Origin of the sequence: Streptomyces sp. DH37 (assembly GCF_029813835.1) — a bacterium.
Classification (GTDB): Bacteria; Actinomycetota; Actinomycetes; order Streptomycetales; family Streptomycetaceae; genus Streptomyces.
Map to the genome: position 1 here is coordinate 114,170 of NZ_JARVKV010000009.1, position 18,228 is coordinate 132,397.

The window sequence follows — 18,228 nt, forward strand, 5'->3', positions numbered from 1 at the left end:
GCCGGAGGATTGTGCTCGGGGCCGGGATCTCGCTGGCCGTCGGGGCGGGGGCGGCGGCCGGAGCGCGGACGGCGGACGCGGCGGCCCGCGGGGCGCCGCGGGAGGTGCCACGGCGGATGCCACGGCGGATGGACACCAAGGATTCTGACGGCGTGTACGCGCGGCTGCTGCGGCGCCGGAGTGAGCTGCTGGTCGGCCCCGCGCTCCCGGAGGGCGACGCGTACCGCGCCGACCACGCCGCGGCCGTCGCGGCGCGGGACCGCGTCGCGCTGCGCCGCCTGGCCTCCCTGCGGACGGGACCCGGCCGCGCCACGCCCTGGGACGACCTGCCGCTGGGCGAGGGCGCGGGCCCGTCGTCGAACGTGACCGCGGTGGCGGACCGGCTGCGGTCGATCGCCCTGGCCTGCGCCACGCCCGCGAGCCGGCTGTACGGCGACACGGAGGCGGCCGCGCGGGCCGCCGAGGGGCTGGGCGTCCTCCACGCGTCCGTCTACCGCGCCGGGCGGGCGGGGTACGGCAACTGGTGGGACTGGGAGATCGGCACGCCGGACGCCGTCGGGGACGCCTGCGTCCTACTGGGCGCGGCGGTGGGGGCCGAGCTCCTGGACGGGCTGCTCGCCGCCACCGGCCACTTCGTGCCCGACCCGAAGCGGATGCTGCGCGGCACGCTGGTCTCCACCGGAGCCAACCGGGTCGACCTGTGCCGGATCACGGCCGTGCGCGGCGCGCTCGGCGCGGATTCCGCCGGACCGGCGCTCGCCTCGTCCTCCCTGGCGGGGGTGCTCGACCCGGTGCCGATCGGCGACGGCTTCCACGCGGACGGCTCGTTCCTCATGCACACCTGCGTGGCCTACCCGGGCACGTACGGCGAGGTGCTGGTCAGGGGCGTGACGGAGCTGGCGCGGCTGCTGGCGGGCACCGAGTGGGAGATCGCGGCCGCCGAGCGCCGCCGCACCGTGCGGGCGGTGGAGCGGACCTTCGCGCCGCTGGTGCACGGCGGGCTGATGATCGACGCCGTACGCGGCAGGGCGATCTCGCGGGAGCGGGAGCGGGACGCCGACGACGGCTTCCTGCTGGCCGTGGACGCGGTGAACCTGGCCGCCGCGCTGCCGGAGGAGGAGGCGGACGCCGCGCGGCGGCTGAGGTCGCTGGCCAAGGGGTGGCTGCGGCGCAACACCTACCGCCCGCTCGCCGAGCGGCGGCCCGCTCAGGTCGCCGCCGCGGCGGACGTGCTCTCCGACGCCTCGCTGCCGGAGGCGGACGGGCCGGTGGGGCACTTCGCGTTCCCCGACATGGAGCGGATCGTCCACCGCCGGCCCGGTTGGACGTACTCGCTCTCGCTCAACTCCGACCGCGTGGCGCGCTACGAGTACATGAACGGGGAGAACGCCCGCGGCTGGCACACCGGCGACGGGATGTTCCAGCTCCACCTGGACACCGACCCCTTCCAGTACACCGACGAGTACTGGCCCACCGCCGACCCCAAGCGGCTGCCCGGCATCACCGTGGACACCGCTCCCCTGCCGGCCGGCGCGGGCGGCGACAACGACCGCGTGCCGCTGACGGGCACGCGCTGGTCGGGCTCGGTGGGGCCGGTCCGGGGCCTGGGGCTGGCCGGGATGGACTTCCGCGGCGTCCAGTCGCCGCTGCGGGCGCGCCGGTCGTGGCTGTTCCTGGACGACGCCGTGCTGACCGCCTCCTCCGGGATCACCGCGGGCGGCGGGCGGCGGATCGAGACGGTGGTGGACGACCGGAACCTGCACGCGCCCGGCGGCGCCGGGGCGCGAACCGCCCGGCTCACCGTGGACGGCGCCGAGGCGCCCGGGGCGCCCGGCGGGACCGTGCGCCACCCCCGGCCGCGCTGGGCGCATCTGGCCGGAACCGGCGGCTACGTCTTCCTCGGCCCGCGTTCCGGCCGCCCCGACCTGCTCAGCCGGCGCGCGGACCGCACGGGCTCCTGGCGGGACTTGAACGCGGGCGGACCGGCCGCCCCGGTCACCCGCCGCCGTCTGACGCTCTGGCACGACCACGGCACCGATCCGGCGGGCGCCTCCCACGCCCATCTGCTGCTGCCGGGCGCGGCGCCGGACGCCACGGCCGCCCGCGCGGCCCGCCCGGGCGTGGAGGTGGTCGTGCTGGACGAGAACGGCTGCGGCGCGCACGCCTTCCGCACGCTGCCGGGCGCGCCGGGGGTGCCGCGCGGGGCGCGGCTGACCGCCGTCAACTTCTTCACCGCCGGCTCCGCCGCAGGGATCACCGCCGACGGGCCGTGCGCGGTGCTGGTGCTCCGGGAGCGGGAGGCGGTGCGGATCGCCGTGAGCGACCCCTCGCGCACGGCCGCGGTGGTGCGGCTGGTGCTGGGACGCGAGGTGCTGGGACGCGGGGTGCCGGGCCGGCCGGGGCCGCGGGCGGTGCGGGAGGCGGCGGCGGGACTGACGGTGCTCTGCGCCGCCCCGGAGGAGGTGCGGCTGCTGGCGGAGACCGGCGGCGGCCACGGCGCGACGCTGACGGCGGTGCTGGGGGCCGGGCGCCCCGCCCCTCCGCGCCGGGCGCTGCTGCTGGAGCCGGAGGCGGACGCGACCGTGCGCGGCGGGCGCCACTCCGGCGAGAACGACGGCTCCTCCGCGGCGCTGACCGTGCACACGACCGCGGAGGCGGACGGCGTACGGCGGGCGTACCTGCGGTTCCGGCTGCCGCACGGCGCCGCGGGCGGGCGGGTGCGGCGGGCGGTGCTGTGGGTGCGCGGGCATGTCCCCGGCGATCCGGCCACCCGCGCGGACGACGCGCTGACCGCGTCCCTGCGCGCGTACGGCCCGTCCGGCGGCGGCTGGAGCGAGACGGGGATCACCTGGGACAGCGCGCCCGCGCCGGGCCCGGCCCTGGGCGGGGGGCTGGTCACGTCCTACGACGACTGGACGGGCATGGACGTGACCGCGGCCGTCCGGCGCACCGCGACCGGGGAGCTGACCCTGGTGCTGGCGCAGGACGGCCGCGGCCATCAGGTGCGGCTGAGCAGCAGAGAGGCGGGGGACGGACCGCTGCTCCAGCTCGTCACCGGCTAGTGGTGCGGCCCGGCCGGTGGGCCGGGCCGTGCGGGTTGGAAGGCCCCCCGGTGCGGTCGCCGTCGACCAGACCGGACCGGGGGGCCGGCCTCACCCCCTCCGGCGGCTACTCGTCGCCGAAGAGGTCCGCGTAGGTGGCCAGGGCGAGCGCGGCGTCCGCCTGGGCCCAGAAGCGGTGGTAGGTGAACGTCGGCGCCTCGCCGCCGTTCAGGTAGCTCTCCACCTTGTTGAACTGCGGGTCGTCCTTGTAGAAGGAGCGGATCGACAGGAAGGTCGAGTTGGAGTCGATCCGGTCGCCGTTGGGCATGGTGCCGGTCCAGCCCGCGGGGATGTAGACCTTGTCCTCGAAGCGGCTGAAGTCGGTGCGGGTCTCCGGGACCCCGATGCCCATGGCGTCCTGGTGGTGGTCCCACATGGCGTCCATCAGGGCCTTGGCGGTGGTCCTGGCCTCCTCGTCGCCGGCCTTGGCGGCGTAGTACATCAGGGTCTTGGCCAGCGCCGCGGTGATGCCGACGTCGGTGGTGTAGTCGCGGACCGTGACGTGCAGGTTCGCGTTGCCGCCGGGGTTGGACGGGTTCCAGGTGTCGGGCCGGCCCGACCACTGGAGGGTCGACGGGATCTGGTAACTGCCGTCGGGGTTGACGGTGACCTCGCCGAGGACCCAGTCCACCCACTTGTCCAGGACCTGCTTGGCCATGGCGTTGCCGGTCTCGTGGTAGAGCTCGGCGACGCGCTCCATCGACCAGGCCTGCATGCCGAACCACTGGTTGGACGGCGGGTCGTGGTAGACGGGCTTCTCGTCGTAGAACATGCCGTAGAAGGTCGGGGTGCCCGACGGCGGGGTGCCGTAGTTGCCGCCCCAGCTGTTGGTCGCGCCGCCCGCGATGGCGCCCTCGTCGGACTGCAGCCAGCGGTAGAACTCGACCTGGCGCTGGAGGCTCTTCTCCCAGTCCGCCGTGGCGGTGGAGCCCTTGGGCTTCAGCTCCGGCACGGTGGTCAGCGCGTGGGCCGTCATCGGGTTCTGGTAGCCGAAGTGGTTGTGGCTGCTGCCGATGCGCCAGGCCCAGCCCGCGCTGGTGTCGGTGGCGCCGCCCCAGGCGTAGTACCAGGAGAGCAGGTAGTGCGCGCTGTCCTTGCCGGTGCCGGCGGGGCAGGAGGTGGGACCGACGCAGTTGCCGACCTTCTTGAAGTACTTGTCGAAGAAGGAGTAGCGCAGGTAGTCGCCCATCTTCGCGGCCTTGGACAGGGTCGCGGAGATCTCGGACTTCTTGCCCTGCTCCTCGGCCCACGTCTCGGCCCAGTAGGCGGCCTGGATCGCGCGGGCGTCGGCGTCGGGGGCGTTGGTGAACTTCCACTGCTTGGCGTAGCCGCTGTCCTTGATGAACAGGTCCAGGTAGCCGTTCCTGCCGCCGAAGGTGAAGTCGTCACAGGTGGGCTGCGGCACGGTCTCCCAGACCGACTCCTGCGAGCCGCGCTGGAAGGTGTTGATGTAGGACGGGCCCTCCTGGTCCGGCCCGCCCTGGCAGACGCTGCCGGGCGCGTTGCCGTAGCCGTAGACGTTGTCCACGTCCTGCAGCCAGTGCATGCCGTAGATGTCGTTGTTGCCGTAGGCGCTGCGCAGCTCGGCGGCGATCGGGTCGCGCCCCACGGAGACGCCGGGCTGGATCTCCGACGGGTAGTTCGACGGCAGCGGGTGCTCGGCCGCGTAGGTGGCCGGCTTGGAGGCGTCGTAGAAGCTGTTGGTGGGCTGGTCCGACTGCGTGGGGATCATGTACTTCTCCATGATCTGCCACGACTCGTTGAACGGGCCCCAGTCCTGGGTGACCTTGCCGTACATGGCCTGCAGCCAGATCAGGTAGCTGTACGCCTCGGAGGTCGTCTCGTGCCCGTGGTCGGGCGCCTCGACCATCAGCGTCTCGACGGAGTGGTAGGGGATGCCCTCCGGCGAGAAGTACCCGTTGGCCGGGTCGAAGATCTTGTTGTAGAGGTCGAGGAAGCGGTCCTCGTACTCGCCCGCGTCACCGGACTTGGCGAGCTGGGTCACCGTGACCTCGGCGTCGTCGTGGCCGGGGGCGCGGACGGTGAAGGTCGCCGCTCCGGAGCCGGTGTCGTCGGCCGCGACGGTCACCGTCTGGGGGGTGTTCCAGTTGGCGGGCGTGAAGGTGAGCGAGGCGCCGCCGGCCACGGACAGGCCGGTGTTGCCGCTGGTGCGCTCCACCGTCGCCGTCACGTTGGCGGACGGCTGCTTGGAGAGCTTCACGGCGAACTGGCCGGTCTCGCCCTGGCGGACTCCGAGCTGGGCCGGGGTGACGACCACCGCGGGGCCGTCGGTCACCTGGACGCCGACGGGGGTGGACTCGCTCGACATGCCGTTGGAGTCGTGGGCGACCGCGTAGATGGAGTAGTTGCCGGCCGGGACGTTCGTCCAGTCGAACGCGTAGGGCGCCGTGGTGTCGGTGCCCAGCAGCTCGGTGTCGCTGTAGAACTCGACCTTCTGGATGGTGGCCCCGGACTCGGTGGCGCTCGCGGTGGCCCTCAGCGGGATGGTGGCGCCCGCGGAGAAGACCGCGCCCGCTCCGGGACTGGTCAGGGTGGCGGTGGGGGCGGCGAGGTTGCCGCCGCAGCGGGTGCCGTTGACCGAGAAGGAGGTCGGGTCGGCGTTGGTGCCGCTGTAGCTGAAGTTGGCGCCGGCGGTGACGGCCGCGCCGGCCGCGATCCTCGTGTTGTAGGTCGGGTTCTTGACCGTGACGGTCCTGCCCGACTGCGACCACTGGCCGTTCCAGCCCTGCTGGAGCCTCTGGTTGCCGCTGTAGTCGTACGTCAGGGTCCAGTTCTCGATCGCATCGGAGCCCCGGTTGGTGAGGGTGACGTTGGCGGTGAAGCCGGACCCCCAGTCGTTCTTGCTGTAGTCGACGCTGCACTGGATGGCGGCGGCCTGGGCCGTCCCGCTGAGCGCCGAGGTCATCCCCAGGGGGAGGGAGATCGCGACGGCTGCTGCCACCAGCAGCTTCCTGGACCTGCCTCTCGGAGGCGCGGGCGGTGAGCCCGTTACTGGTAACACGCGCATGCGGGGGTTCTCTCCTCGCGGCTCGGGGGGTGGGGAAGAGCTGTGCCTGGAAGGACATGCGGAGGAACTGAAACCAGTGGGAGCGCTCCCAAGGGTCAAGGTGGACATGACACCTGTCAAGGGTCTGAACGAGATGACCCCGTCGAAGAAATTCGACTCGCCAATTCCTGAACGCACTCTGGCCACAACCGGAAGTTGGCGCTACGTTCTGATCCAACCAGTGGGAGCGCTTCCACAGTCGTGCGCCAGGGACGGCGCGTTCGACCGACCAGGAGCCGCTTCATGTACCCCCCACCGCGCCTCCGGGCGCTGACCAGCACCGCGGCGCTCGCCGCCGCCTTCCCTCACGGCCGCACCGGCCGGTTCGCCTCCCCCCGGCACGCCCCGTCCTCCCCCGGCGCCGATCCCGGAGCACGCTCCGGGCGGATCCGCCGGAGGACAGGAGCGGAGTGGGGTCACGCTCCGTGCCACGACAACGGTCGTTCCCCACCGCGACGGAGACAGCTCTCTGTCCGGGGTTCGCACCCGTGACATGACCACAACCCCCCAACCAGCACGGAGCCGGACTCCGTCGTCACCCGGGGCACAACCGGAAGGAAGAGGAAAGATCGCATGACAGGCACCAGAAAACCATCGCGTGAACGCCGACTGGCGTTACTCGCCGCGGGCGCCCTGGTCGCCGGCGCGCTCGGCGCGGGCGGCATGCTCCACGGCACCGCCGTGGCCGCCCCCGCGTGCACCGTCGACTACAAGGTGGCGAACGACTGGGGCAACGGCTTCACCGCCTCGGTCACCGTGACCAACAACGCCTCCTCCTCGCTGAGCAACTGGAAGGTGGAGTGGGACTACGCGGGCAACCAGAAGGCCGGCTCGGGCTGGAACGCCACCGTGTCCCAGAGCGGCGCGCACGTGACCGCCACCGCCCCGTCGTGGAACTCCACACTCGCCTCGGGCGGCTCCGCGAACTTCGGCTTCAACGGCACCTACTCCGGGTCCAACCCGGCTCCCACCACGTTCAAGTTGAACGGCACCACCTGCAACGTGGACGGCGGCACCACGACCGGTGGCACCACTGACGGCGGCACCACCAACGGTGGCACCACCAACGGTGGCACCACCAACGGCGGGACCACCGACGGCGGCACCACCGGCGGCTCGGGCGGGCCCGGCGACCGCGTGGACAACCCGTACGCGGGCGCCAAGCTCTACGTGAACCCCGACTGGTCGGCCCAGGCCCGCAGGAGCGGCGGCGCCGCGATCGCCAACCAGCCCACCGCCGTGTGGCTGGACCGCATCGCCGCCATCACGTCGGGCTCCGCCGGCGAGAACAGCATGGGCCTGCGCGACCACCTCGACGCGGCCCTGGCCCAGGGCGCCACCGCGCTCCAGATGGTCACCTACAACCTGCCCGGCCGCGACTGCGCCGCCCTGGCCTCCCAGGGCGAGCTCGGCCCGACCGAGATCGACAAGTACAAGCGGCAGTTCATCGACCCGATCGCGGCGATCCTGTCGGACCCGAAGTACGCGAGCCTGCGCATCATCAACGTCGTCGAGATCGACTCGCTGCCGAACCTGATCACCAACGTCGGCAGCCGCCCGACCGCCACCGCCAACTGCGACACGATGCTGGCGAACGGCAACTACGTCAAGGGCGTCGGCTACGCGCTGGCCAAGCTGGGCGCGATCCCGAACGTCTACAACTACATCGACATCGGCCACCACGGCTGGCTCGGCTGGGACGACAACTTCGCCCCCACCGCCAAGCTGCTCTACCAGGCCGCCACCGCCGAGGGCTCCACGGTCAACAACGTGGCCGGCTTCGCCGCCAACGTCGCCAACTACGGCGCCCTCAAGGAGCCGCACTTCACCATCAACGACTCGGTGAACGGCACCTCGGTCCGCCAGTCCAAGTGGGTCGACTGGAACCGCTACGTGGACGAGCAGACCTACGCCCAGGCGTTCCGCGAGGAGGCGGTCAAGGCCGGCTTCCGCTCCGACGTCGGCGTGATCATCGACACCTCCCGCAACGGCTGGGGCGGCCCGAACCGGCCCAGCGCCCCCGCGGCCAAGACCAGCCTGGACGCCTTCGTCGACGGCAGCCGCATCGACCGCCGGATCCACACCGGCAACTGGTGCAACCAGGCCGGCGCCGGCCTCGGCGAGCGGCCGAAGGCGTCGCCCGCTCCGGGCATCGACGCCTACGCGTGGATCAAGCCCCCGGGTGAGTCCGACGGCGCCAGCGAGGACATCCCGAACGACGAGGGCAAGAAGGCCGACCAGATGTGCGACCCGAACTACGGCGGCAACGCCCGCAACGGCAACAGCAAGTCCGGTGCCCTGCCGGGCGCGCCGGTCTCCGGCCACTGGTTCCAGGCCCAGTTCGAGGAGCTGCTGCGCAACGCCTACCCGCCGGTCAACTGATCACCGATGATCTGAGACAACAGCGGTAGGACGGCTCAAGGGGCCGGTCGGTACGCCGACCGGCCCTCCGCCGTCTCCGCGTAACCTGCACGGGGAGGCGTCCGGAAGGGAGGACGGGGTGAGGGAAGCGTCGGAAGCGCGCACGGGTCTACGACGAGGAGCGGCGGACCAGCTCCGTCGGCAGCACCCGGCTGGAGCGTTCGTCCCGGCCGGCCTTGCGGTCCTCGATCTGCTCCAGCAGCACCCGGGCCATCGAGCGGCCCATCTCCTCCAGCGGCTGCCGCACACTGGTCAGCGGCGGATCCATGTGGCGGGCGACGGCCGAGTCGTCGAAGCCGACCAGGGCCACCTCGTCCGGCACCCGGCGGCCCGCCTCGCGCAGCACGGCACGGGCGCCGGCGGCCATCACGTCGGAGGCGCAGAAGACGGCGTCCAGATCGGGCCGCCGGGACAGCAGCTCCCGCATGGCGCGGCGACCGCCCTCCTCGGTGAAGTCGCCCTCGGCGAGCAGCCGTTCGTCCTCCTCCACCCCCGCGGCGCGCAGCGCGTCGCGGTACCCCTGGAGCCGGCACTGGGCGACGTACATGTCCAACGGTCCGGTGACGGTGGCCACCGCCCGCCGGCCGCTCCCGATCAGGTGCTCCACGGCGGCCTGGGCGCCGCCGGTGTTGTCGCAGTCCACGTAGGGCACCGGCTCGTCGCCGCTGCGGCGGCCGCTGAGGACGGCGGGCATCTCGATCCGTTCCAGCAGGTCGGGCAGGGGATCGTCGGCGTGCACGGAGACCAGCAGCACGCCGTCCACGCGGTGGGCCGTGACGTACTGGGCGAAGCGGTCGCGCTCCTTGGGAGTGCGGATCAGCGTGAGCAGCAGCTGCATGTCCGTGTCGGCGAGCTCGGCGCTGACACCGCGGATGATACCGGAGAAGTAGGGCTCGGCGAACAGCCTGGTCTCGGCCTCGGGGATGACCAGCGCGATCGCGTCGGTGCTGCCCGCGGCCAGCGCCCGGGCGGCCCGGTTGGGCACGTAGCCCAGCTCGGCGATCGCCTGCTGGACGGCGGTGCGCGTCTGGTCGCTGACGTTGGCGGCGCCGTTGATCACCCGGGAGACGGTGCCGCGGCCCACCCCCGCGTAGGCGGCGACCTGTTCCAGAGTGGGCCTCTGGCCCCGCCTTCCGCTCACTGTCATGACCGCCTCCCCAGGTCGTACGGGCTCACCTGCACAGGACCGGTCGGTCCCCTGCACCAGTATCGATCAGCCACCGAAGCTAACAGCCGGATAACTGCGCCGGGTCAGTCTGTCCATTCCCTTGACACCCGCGCCAGGGACCGGCAACTCTTCAACTCATCACGCCTGGGAGCGCTCCCAAAGGACCTGACCCATACAGAACCCGCACGTTCCCACCCGAGCCGCAGCATCACCACCGCGGTCCCCCACACCCTTCCACGGCCGGGAGTGAAACGTCAGGGCGCTAGGAGGACGCAGTGCGCAAGACCCGCACCACCCGCCGAGCCGTGGCCCTCATGGCCGCCGCGGCGATCGGCACCAGCCTGCTCGCCGGGTGCGCGAGCGACGAGGACTCGGGCAAGGACACCACCGGCAGCGGTGACGCCAAGGGCAAGACCGTCATCACCGTCGGCCTCTTCGGGACCTTCGGCTTCAAGGAGGCCGGCCTCTACGAGGAGTACGAGAAGCTCAACCCGAAGGTCAAGATCGAGCAGAGCGTCGTCGAGCGGAACGAGAACTACTACCCGCAGCTGCTGACCCGTCTCGCCAGCAACAGCGGTCTCGCCGACATCCAGGGCATCGAGGTCGCGAACATCGCCGAGGTCGTCAAGACCCAGGCCGACAAGTTCGCGGACCTGTCCAACGCGGACGGCGTCTCCAAGGACGACTACTTCGACTGGAAGTGGCAGCAGGCCACCACCGAGGACGGCAAGACCATCGGCCTGGGCACCGACATCGGCCCGATGGCGATCTGCTACCGCAAGGACCACTTCGAGGCCGCCGGCCTGCCCACCGACCGCGAGGAGGTCGGCAAGCTGTGGGCGGGCGACTGGCAGAAGTACCTGGAGACCGGCAAGGACTTCATGGAGAAGGGGCCCAAGGACGTCGCCTGGGTCGACTCCGCCAGCGGCCTGTACAACGCGGCCATCTCCTCCAGCGCCACCCGCTACTACGACGAGCGGGGCGAGGTCATCTACAAGACCAACCCCGACGTCAGGGAGGCCTGGGACATCGCCGCGGAGGCCGCCACCGAGGACATGACCGACAAGCACGAGCTGTTCACGGACTCGTGGAACAAGGCCATGAACAACGGCACCTTCGCCACCCTCTCCTGCCCCGCCTGGATGCTCGGCTACATCCAGGACAAGGGCGGCGACAAGGCCAAGGGCAAGTGGGACGTCGCGCCCGCGCCCAAGGCCGGCAACTGGGGCGGCTCGTTCCTCGGCGTCCCCGAGACGAGCAAGAACAAGGAGGAGGCGATCAAGCTCGCCGCCTGGCTGACCGCCCCCACCCAGCAGGCCAAGCTCTTCGCCGAGCGCGGCAGCTTCCCGAGCGCCCCGAAGTCGTACGAGACCCCCGAGGTCGCCGACGCCAAGCACGAGTACTTCTCCAACGCGCCGATCGGTGAGATCTTCTCCCAGGCGGCCGAGGGCATCCCGACCCAGGTGATCGGCCCGAAGGACCAGGTCATCCAGGAGAACCTCACCCGCGCCGGCCTCGTGCAGATCGAGCAGAAGGGCGTCTCCCCCGACAAGGCCTGGGAGTCGGCCACCAAGACGGTCGACAACGCACTGGACGAGTGATCGACAAGTGACCACTACCGGTTCGCCGGTGTCCGCGCCCCCCGTGAAGCAGGGGGGCGCGGGCCCGCGCCACAGGACCGCTCCGCCCTCCCGCGACGCCCGGCGGCGGGAACGCCGCAGCCGCTGGTACCAGCGGGACGTGAAGTGGAGCCCGTACGCCTTCGTCGCCCCGTTCTTCCTCTTCTTCGGCGCCTTCAGCCTCTTCCCGCTGCTGTACACGGGATGGGCCTCGCTGCACAAGGTGTCGCTGACGGCCCCGACCGACATGGAGTGGGCCGGGCTGCACAACTTCACCCGGCTGCTCGAGGACGAGTTCTTCTGGAACGCCCTGCGCAACACCCTCAGCATCGGGATCATCTCCACCGTCCCGCAGCTGCTGATGGCGCTGGGCCTCGCGCACCTGCTCAACTACAAGCTGCGCGGCGCGACGTTCTTCCGCGTCGCGATGCTGGCCCCCTACGCCACCTCGGTGGCCGCGGCGACCCTCGTCTTCGTCGTGCTCTTCGGCCGTGACTACGGCATGATCAACTGGTTCCTGGGGTTCATCGGCGTCGACCCCGTCAACTGGCACGACGGGGCGACCTCGCACTTCGCGCTCTCCGCGATCGTGATCTGGCGCTGGACGGGCTACAACACCCTCATCTACCTGGCCGCCATGCAGGCGGTGCCCAAGGACCTGTACGAGTCGGCGGCGCTGGACGGGGCCTCGCGCTGGCAGCAGTTCGTCCACGTCACCATCCCCGCGCTGCGGCCGACGATCCTGTTCACGATCGTCGTCTCCACCATCGGCGCGACGCAGCTGTTCGGCGAGCCCCTGCTGTTCAACCCGGGCGGCGGCGCGAACGGCGGCTCGGACCACCAGTACCAGACCCTGGGCCTGTACCTGTACGAGCAGGGCTGGGTCAACCTGCACCTGGGCCGGGCCTCGGCCATCGCCTGGATGATGTTCCTGCTCCTGCTGCTGATCGCGCTGGTCAACTGGGCGATCTCACGCCGCATGAGGGCGAACGAGCTGGGCCGCAAGACCATGAGGAGGCGCTGATGAGCGTGCTGGATTCCGACCGGCCGGTGTCCGACCGGCGGGCGCCGGCCCGTACCGGACCCGCCGGGGACGAGGCGGGCTCCCGCCGCGGCCGCCTGCGGGGACGGGCCGGCGGCGCCGGCGGCACCCTCCACGGCGGCAAGCTGACGTACGCGGTACTGATCCTCGTCACCGTGATCGCGCTCTTCCCGCTGTTCTGGACGGCGGTCGCCGCCTCCCGGAACAACACCAGGCTCGCCGAGATGCCGCCGCCCTTCTGGTTCGGCGGGAACCTCTTCAAGAACCTGGAGATCGCCTGGACCGACGCCAACATGGGCCTGGCGCTGCTCAACACCACGATCGTCGCCGGGTCGATCGCGGTCGGCACCGTGCTGTTCGGGACGATCGCCGGGTTCGCCTTCGCCAAGCTGCGGTTCCGCTTCCGCAACCTGCTGCTGATGCTGACGATCGGGACCATGATGGTGCCGCCGCAGCTCAGCGTGGTGCCGCTGTTCATGGCGATCGCCGAACTGGAGTGGACCAACCAGCTCCAGGCCGTCATCCTGCCGACCCTCGTCAGCGCCTTCGGCGTGTTCTTCATGCGGCAGTACCTGGTGGAGGCGCTGCCGACCGAGCTGATCGAGGCCGCGCGGGTGGACGGCGCCAACAGTCTGCGCGTGGTGTGGCACGTGGTCTTCCCCGCCGCCCGGCCCGCGATGGCCGTGCTCGGCATGCTGACCTTCGTGATGGCCTGGAACGACTTCTTCTGGCCGATCATCGCGCTGACCCAGCAGAACCCGACCGTCCAGGTCGCCCTGACGGGCCTGGGCCGCGGCTACATCCCCGACCAGTCGGTGATCATGGCCGGCGCCCTGCTGGGCACCCTCCCGCTGCTGCTGATCCTCACCGTCTTCGGCAAGCAGATCGTCGGCGGCATCATGCAGGGGGCGGTCAAGGGCTGACCGGCCGTCCCTCCCCCTCACCCCCGCCCCCCACGTCATCCCCCTTCCGTACGACCTTTGATGGGAGCGCTCCCATATGAGCCGATCCTCCTTCCCCGCCAACTTCCTGTTCGGTTCGGCCACCTCCGCCTACCAGATCGAGGGCGCCGCCGCCGAGGACGGCCGCACGCCGTCCATCTGGGACACCTTCTGCCGCACGCCCGGCAAGGTGCTCGGGGGCGACACCGGCGACGTCGCGGTGGACCACTACCACCGCTGGCGCGACGACGTACAGCTCATGGCGGACCTCAACCTCAACGCCTACCGCTTCTCCATCTCCTGGTCCCGCGTCCAGCCCACCGGCCGCGGCCCCGCCGTCCAGCGCGGCCTGGACTTCTACCGCTCGCTGGTCGACGGGCTGCTGGAGAAGGGCATCACCCCCTGGATCACGCTGTACCACTGGGACCTGCCGCAGGAGCTGGAGGACGCCGGCGGCTGGCCGGAGCGCGCCACCGCCGAGCGGTTCGCGGAGTACGCCTCCCTCGTCGCCGGAGCGCTCGGCGACCGGGTGGAGCGCTGGACCACCCTCAACGAGCCCTGGTGCTCGGCCTACCTCGGCTACGGCTCCGGCGTCCACGCCCCCGGCCGCACCGACCACACCGACGTGCTGCGCGCCGCCCACCACCTCAACCTCGCCCACGGCCTGGGCGCCCAGGCGCTGCGCGCCGCCCTCCCCGGCCGCGCCCAGATCGGCGTCAGCATCAACCCGGCCGCCGTCCGGTCCCTCACCGACGAGCCCGAGGACCTGGACGCCAAGCGGCGCATCGACGCCCTGGCCAACCGGATCTTCGACGGTCCGATGCTGCGCGGCGTGTACGACGAGGACCTGATCCAGGACACCTCGCGCCTGACCGACTGGAGCTTCGTCAAGGACGGCGACCTGGCGGACATCCACCAGCCGCTGGACGCGCTGGGCATCAACTACTACACGCCCACCCTGGTGTCGGCCTCCGCCGACCAGCGGCTGCCGCGCCGGGACGGCCACGGCGGCGGCGAGCAGTCCCCCTGGCCGGCCGCGGAGGACATCGCCTTCCACCAGACGCCGGGCGAGACCACCGACATGGGCTGGACGATCGACCCGACCGGCCTGCACGAGCTGCTCATGCGCTACCACCGCGAGACCGGCGGCGTCCCGCTCTACATCACCGAGAACGGCATGGCCTGCGACGACAAGCCGTCCCCCGACGGCACCGTCCACGACCCCGACCGCGTCGCCTACCTCCACAGCCACCTGGGCACCGTCCAGCGGGCGATCGCCGACGGCGCCGACGTGCGCGGCTACTTCCTGTGGTCCCTGCTGGACAACTTCGAGTGGGCCTACGGCTACAGCAAGCGGTTCGGCGCGGTGTACGTGGACTTCGAGTCCCTGGCCCGCATCCCCAAGTCCAGCGCCCTGTGGTACGCCGAGGTCGCCCGGACCGGGGAGCTGCGGGAGCCCGAGGCGCTGGGCGCCCTCGGGGATCCGGTGGCCGACTGACCGGGCCGGGCGGACGGACCGACCGGAGGGCCTGACCGGGGCGGTCCGACCGCAGCAGCCTGGGCGGGGCGCAGCGGGTGTGGGGGTGGAGACCGCTGCGCCCCGCCTGTCGTGGGGGGTGGCTGGTTCACGCGGGCCGACGGCCCGTGGCCCGTGGACCGGAGGTTCAGGAGGGGGCCCGGGCGGTACGCCCCTCCGGTCCGTCCGGCGCCGCCGCGCCGGCCGGACCCGTGGTGGCCGCGGTCCCGGGTGTGGGGTCCGGGCCCGCCGTCGCCGTGCCGGCCAGGACCAGCCCGCCGACCGCCACGATCGCCGCCACGGCCGCGTCGGCGATCGGCTGCCGCCGCCCGCCCGGGCGGCGTCGCTGTACGGCGATGCTCCTCATTCCGCTCCTGCCTCGATCCGCGGGGAACGTGGACAGGGAGCACGCTAGCGGGACCGATTCCGGCGAACCGCCCGTTCCGGACAGGCGTCCGGGAACTTATGGCTCCCTTAAGGCGGGCCTACGGAACGCCTGAGGATCCGCCACTATCGGCGCACGCGCCGTCGCACCCCGTGCCCGCGCCGCCGGTTCGGGCCGTCGGCCGGGCTCCCTCCCAGGGACAGCAGGACGCGCACCTCCGTCCCGCCCAGCACCGAGCGGCCGATCCGCACGTCGCCGCCGGTGGACTCCGCCACCCGCCGCACGATGTCCAGGCCCAGGCCCGTCGAGCCGGGCCCGCCGTCCCCGTGGCCGCGGCGCAGCGCCGCGTCGGGGTCGTCGATGCCCGGCCCCGCGTCGGAGACGAGGACGATCACCGAGTTGCCGGAGGTTCCGCGGTACACGTCCACGGCGAAGGCGACGCCCTCGGGGGTGTGCCGGAAGACGTTGCCGAGCAGCGCGTCGAGGGCGGCGGCGAGGTCGGCCCGGGCCACGGGGACGCGCACGGGCTCCTCGACCCCGGCCAGTCCCGCCTCGCGGCCCTCGTCCTCGGCCAGCGCGGACCAGAAGTCCATCCGCTCCCGGATCACCTCGGAGGCGTCGCAGAAGGCGCCGCCGTCCGGCCCGTCCGGCTGCGGGGTCCGCTGCTCGCGCGCGGTGCGGATGATGTGGTCCACCTCGCGCTCCAGCTGCGCGACGGCCTCGCGCGTCTGCTCGGCGGCGTCGCCGTCGCCGAGCGAGGCGGCGTTGAGGCGCAGCACGGTCAGGGGCGTGCGCAGCCGGTGGGAGAGGTCGGCGGCCAGCTCCCTCTCGTTGGCGAGCAGTTGGGCGACCTGGTTGGCCATCGAGTTGAACGCGGCGGCGGCCCAGCGCAGTTCGGCGGGCCCCTCCACCGGGACCCGTACCGCCAGCCGTCCCGCGCCCAGCTCCCGGGCGGCCCGGGCCAGCCGCTCGGCGGCGCCCACCATCCGGGTGCCGAGCCGGTCGGCGATGACGACGGAGGCGACGACGAGGGCGAGTCCCGTGCCGGCGAGGACGAGCCAGGCGGTGGCGACGCCGTTGGTGACCTCCTCCTCGGGCACGAACACCTCGATGACGGCGGTCCGTTCGGTGACGACCGGCTGGAGCAGCGCGAAACCGCCCTCCACGGGCACGATGGTGGCCCCCTCCAGCGGCGCGGCGTCCCGCAGCTCCGCCTCGGGCACCCGGCGCCGGCCGATCCGGGCGCTCCCGTCGTCCTGGCCGGGGGGCGCGTACACGGCGATCCGCTCGCCGGCCTCCGCCGGCATGCTGGCCAGCCCGCGCTGGAGCCGGCCGCGGTCGCCGCCGGTGGCCGCGAGCACGGGCGTGACGGTGGCGGCCAGCCGCTCGGCGCCCGCGAAGGCCCGGTCGCGGGCCATCTCCTTGACGACGAGCGCGAGGGGGACGGCGAAGGCCACCACGACCATCGCGGTCACGGCGATGCACACCTTGACCAGCGCCCACCTCATGGGCTCCTCCCCTCCGCGGTGCCGTCCCGCCCCCGCCGCCGTCCCGGTCCCCCGTCCGGTCTCACGCCCGCGAGGACTCCAGGGGTGGCTCCAGTTTGACGCCCACGCCGCGCAGCGTGTGCAGGTAGCGGGGGTTGGCCGCGGTCTCGCCCAGCTTCCGGCGCAGCCAGGAGAGGTGGACGTCGATGGTCTGGTCGTCGCCGTAGCTCTGCTGCCAGACCTCGGCCAGCAGCTCCCTGCGCGGTACGACGACGCCGGGACGCTGCGCGAGGAAGGCCAGCAGGTCGAACTCGCGGCGGGTCAGGTCCAGCGCCCGCCCGTCGAGCACGGCCTGCCGGCGCAGCGGGTCGATGGCCAGCCCCCCGACCCGTATCGCCCGGTCCGCCTCCGCGCCGGCGCCGCCCGTGCCCGGGCCGCCGCGCGCGCGGCGCAGCACGGCGGCCATCCGGGCGGACAGGTGCTCCACGGAGAACGGTTTCACCAGGTAGTCGTCGGCGCCGTCGTTGAGCAGGCGGACGATCTCCGCCTCGTCGTCCCGCGCGGTGGCGATGATCACGGGGACCTGGGTGATCCCGCGCAGCATCTTCAGCGCCTCCGCCCCGTCGAGGTCGGGCAGGCCGAGGTCGAGTATCACCACGTCGAAGCCGACGTGCGCGACCTCCCGCAGCGCCTCCAGGGCCGTCCCGACGCTGCGTACGGTGTGGGAGGCCTCCGTGAGGTGCCTGATCAGGGCGGAGCGTACGAACTGGTCGTCCTCGACGACGAGCACACGTGCCATGGGCGGCACGTTACGGCATGCGCGGACACGTCAAGCGGTCACCGGCCGAAGCGACGGAACCACGAGCGGGCGGGGGAAGCGGTTAGGGTGCGCGGGATGCGACGAGCACTGGTTCACGCGGGAGCGTGGGCACTGGCCACCGGGGCGGCGGTGACGCTGTCCTGGTTCGGCGTGCACACCGTGGTGTCGGGCACCGCCTACGATCCGCCGCGGGCGCTGCCGATCGCCGGGGGCCCGCCGACGCCGTCCGCGTCGCACCCCGGCCCCGAGCCGGAGACCGACTCCACCCGGCGGCCCAGGCCCCCCTCGGACACCGGGTCCCCCAAGGCGTCCCGGTCCGCGGCCTCGCGCGGTTCCGAGGGGACCCACCGGGACGCCGGGAGGACCGGGGAGGCGGGCGCCTCCCGCGAGGACGCCGCGCGCCCCCGCGGGACGCCGGGGAACGTGGAGAGCCACGAGCTGCGCGGCGGCCGGGTCGCCTTCGACCTGGGCCCGGACTCGGCCGCCCTGGTCTCCGCCACGCCCAACCCCGGCTGGGAGATGCGGGTCTGGCGGGAGAGCCGGTGGATACGGGTGACCTTCACCCGGGGCGAGGAGGCGTCGTCGGTCTTCTGCGTCTGGCACGGCGCCCCGCCGCAGGTGACGGTCGACGAGCACGGGGGCTGACGGGCCGGCCGGCGGT

The 18,228-nt window shown here is 72.6% G+C and carries 12 protein-coding genes; 7 read left to right on the top strand and 5 right to left on the bottom strand.

Annotation, left to right across the window (positions count from 1 at the left end; translation table 11 throughout):
- Positions 1 to 128 precede the first annotated feature (128 nt).
- On the top strand, positions 129 to 3,062 hold the full coding sequence (locus QC029_RS07570; RefSeq protein ID WP_279554686.1) for a polysaccharide lyase family 8 super-sandwich domain-containing protein: 2,934 nt from the start codon (positions 129 to 131) through the stop codon (positions 3,060 to 3,062).
- Positions 3,063 to 3,168: 106 nt separating this feature from the next.
- On the opposite strand, the gene QC029_RS07575 is transcribed toward QC029_RS07570, so the two are convergent.
- Positions 3,169 to 6,027, bottom strand: coding sequence for a glycoside hydrolase family 48 protein (locus QC029_RS07575; RefSeq protein WP_279554722.1), 2,859 nt, complete (start codon positions 6,025 to 6,027; stop codon positions 3,169 to 3,171).
- Positions 6,028 to 6,741: 714 nt separating this feature from the next.
- Between QC029_RS07575 and QC029_RS07580 the strand changes: the two genes are divergently transcribed.
- Positions 6,742 to 8,550 (top strand): glycoside hydrolase family 6 protein, encoded by a 1,809-nt coding sequence (locus QC029_RS07580; RefSeq protein ID WP_279554687.1) that lies wholly within the window; start codon positions 6,742 to 6,744, stop codon positions 8,548 to 8,550.
- 148 nt (positions 8,551 to 8,698) lie between these two features.
- On the opposite strand, the gene QC029_RS07585 is transcribed toward QC029_RS07580, so the two are convergent.
- A complete protein-coding gene (locus tag QC029_RS07585; protein WP_279554688.1) occupies positions 8,699 to 9,736 on the bottom strand; it encodes a LacI family DNA-binding transcriptional regulator in 1,038 nt (345 codons plus the stop codon).
- A gap of 335 nt (positions 9,737 to 10,071) precedes the next feature.
- Here QC029_RS07585 and QC029_RS07590 point away from each other — a divergent pair, with 335 nt between their 5' ends.
- The 4 genes from QC029_RS07590 to QC029_RS07605 all read left to right on the top strand — a co-directional run bounded on the left by QC029_RS07590 (position 10,072) and on the right by QC029_RS07605 (position 14,857).
- A complete protein-coding gene (locus QC029_RS07590) occupies positions 10,072 to 11,358 on the top strand; it encodes an extracellular solute-binding protein (RefSeq protein ID WP_279554723.1) in 1,287 nt (428 codons plus the stop codon).
- Between the two features lie 43 nt (positions 11,359 to 11,401).
- Entirely contained in the window at positions 11,402 to 12,400 is a 999-nt protein-coding gene (locus tag QC029_RS07595; protein ID WP_279554724.1) for a carbohydrate ABC transporter permease, read from the top strand.
- Between the two features lie 95 nt (positions 12,401 to 12,495).
- A complete protein-coding gene (locus QC029_RS07600) occupies positions 12,496 to 13,341 on the top strand; it encodes a carbohydrate ABC transporter permease (RefSeq protein ID WP_279554725.1) in 846 nt (281 codons plus the stop codon).
- Positions 13,342 to 13,417: 76 nt separating this feature from the next.
- The gene (locus QC029_RS07605) at positions 13,418 to 14,857 is read left to right on the top strand and encodes a GH1 family beta-glucosidase (RefSeq protein WP_279554689.1); all 1,440 of its coding nucleotides are present in this window, start codon (positions 13,418 to 13,420) and stop codon (positions 14,855 to 14,857) included.
- A gap of 166 nt (positions 14,858 to 15,023) precedes the next feature.
- On the opposite strand, the gene QC029_RS07610 is transcribed toward QC029_RS07605, so the two are convergent.
- The 3 genes from QC029_RS07610 to QC029_RS07620 all read right to left on the bottom strand — a co-directional run bounded on the left by QC029_RS07610 (position 15,024) and on the right by QC029_RS07620 (position 17,546).
- Positions 15,024 to 15,242 (bottom strand): hypothetical protein, encoded by a 219-nt coding sequence (locus QC029_RS07610; protein ID WP_279554690.1) that lies wholly within the window; start codon positions 15,240 to 15,242, stop codon positions 15,024 to 15,026.
- Between the two features lie 143 nt (positions 15,243 to 15,385).
- Positions 15,386 to 16,768, bottom strand: a complete 1,383-nt coding sequence (locus QC029_RS07615; RefSeq protein ID WP_279554691.1) for a HAMP domain-containing sensor histidine kinase — start codon at positions 16,766 to 16,768, stop codon at positions 15,386 to 15,388.
- Positions 16,769 to 16,829: 61 nt separating this feature from the next.
- A complete protein-coding gene (locus QC029_RS07620) occupies positions 16,830 to 17,546 on the bottom strand; it encodes a response regulator transcription factor (protein ID WP_279554692.1) in 717 nt (238 codons plus the stop codon).
- 96 nt (positions 17,547 to 17,642) lie between these two features.
- On the opposite strand from QC029_RS07620, the gene QC029_RS07625 reads away from it, so the two are divergent.
- On the top strand, positions 17,643 to 18,212 hold the full coding sequence (locus QC029_RS07625; protein ID WP_279554693.1) for a hypothetical protein: 570 nt from the start codon (positions 17,643 to 17,645) through the stop codon (positions 18,210 to 18,212).
- Positions 18,213 to 18,228: the final 16 nt, after the last annotated feature.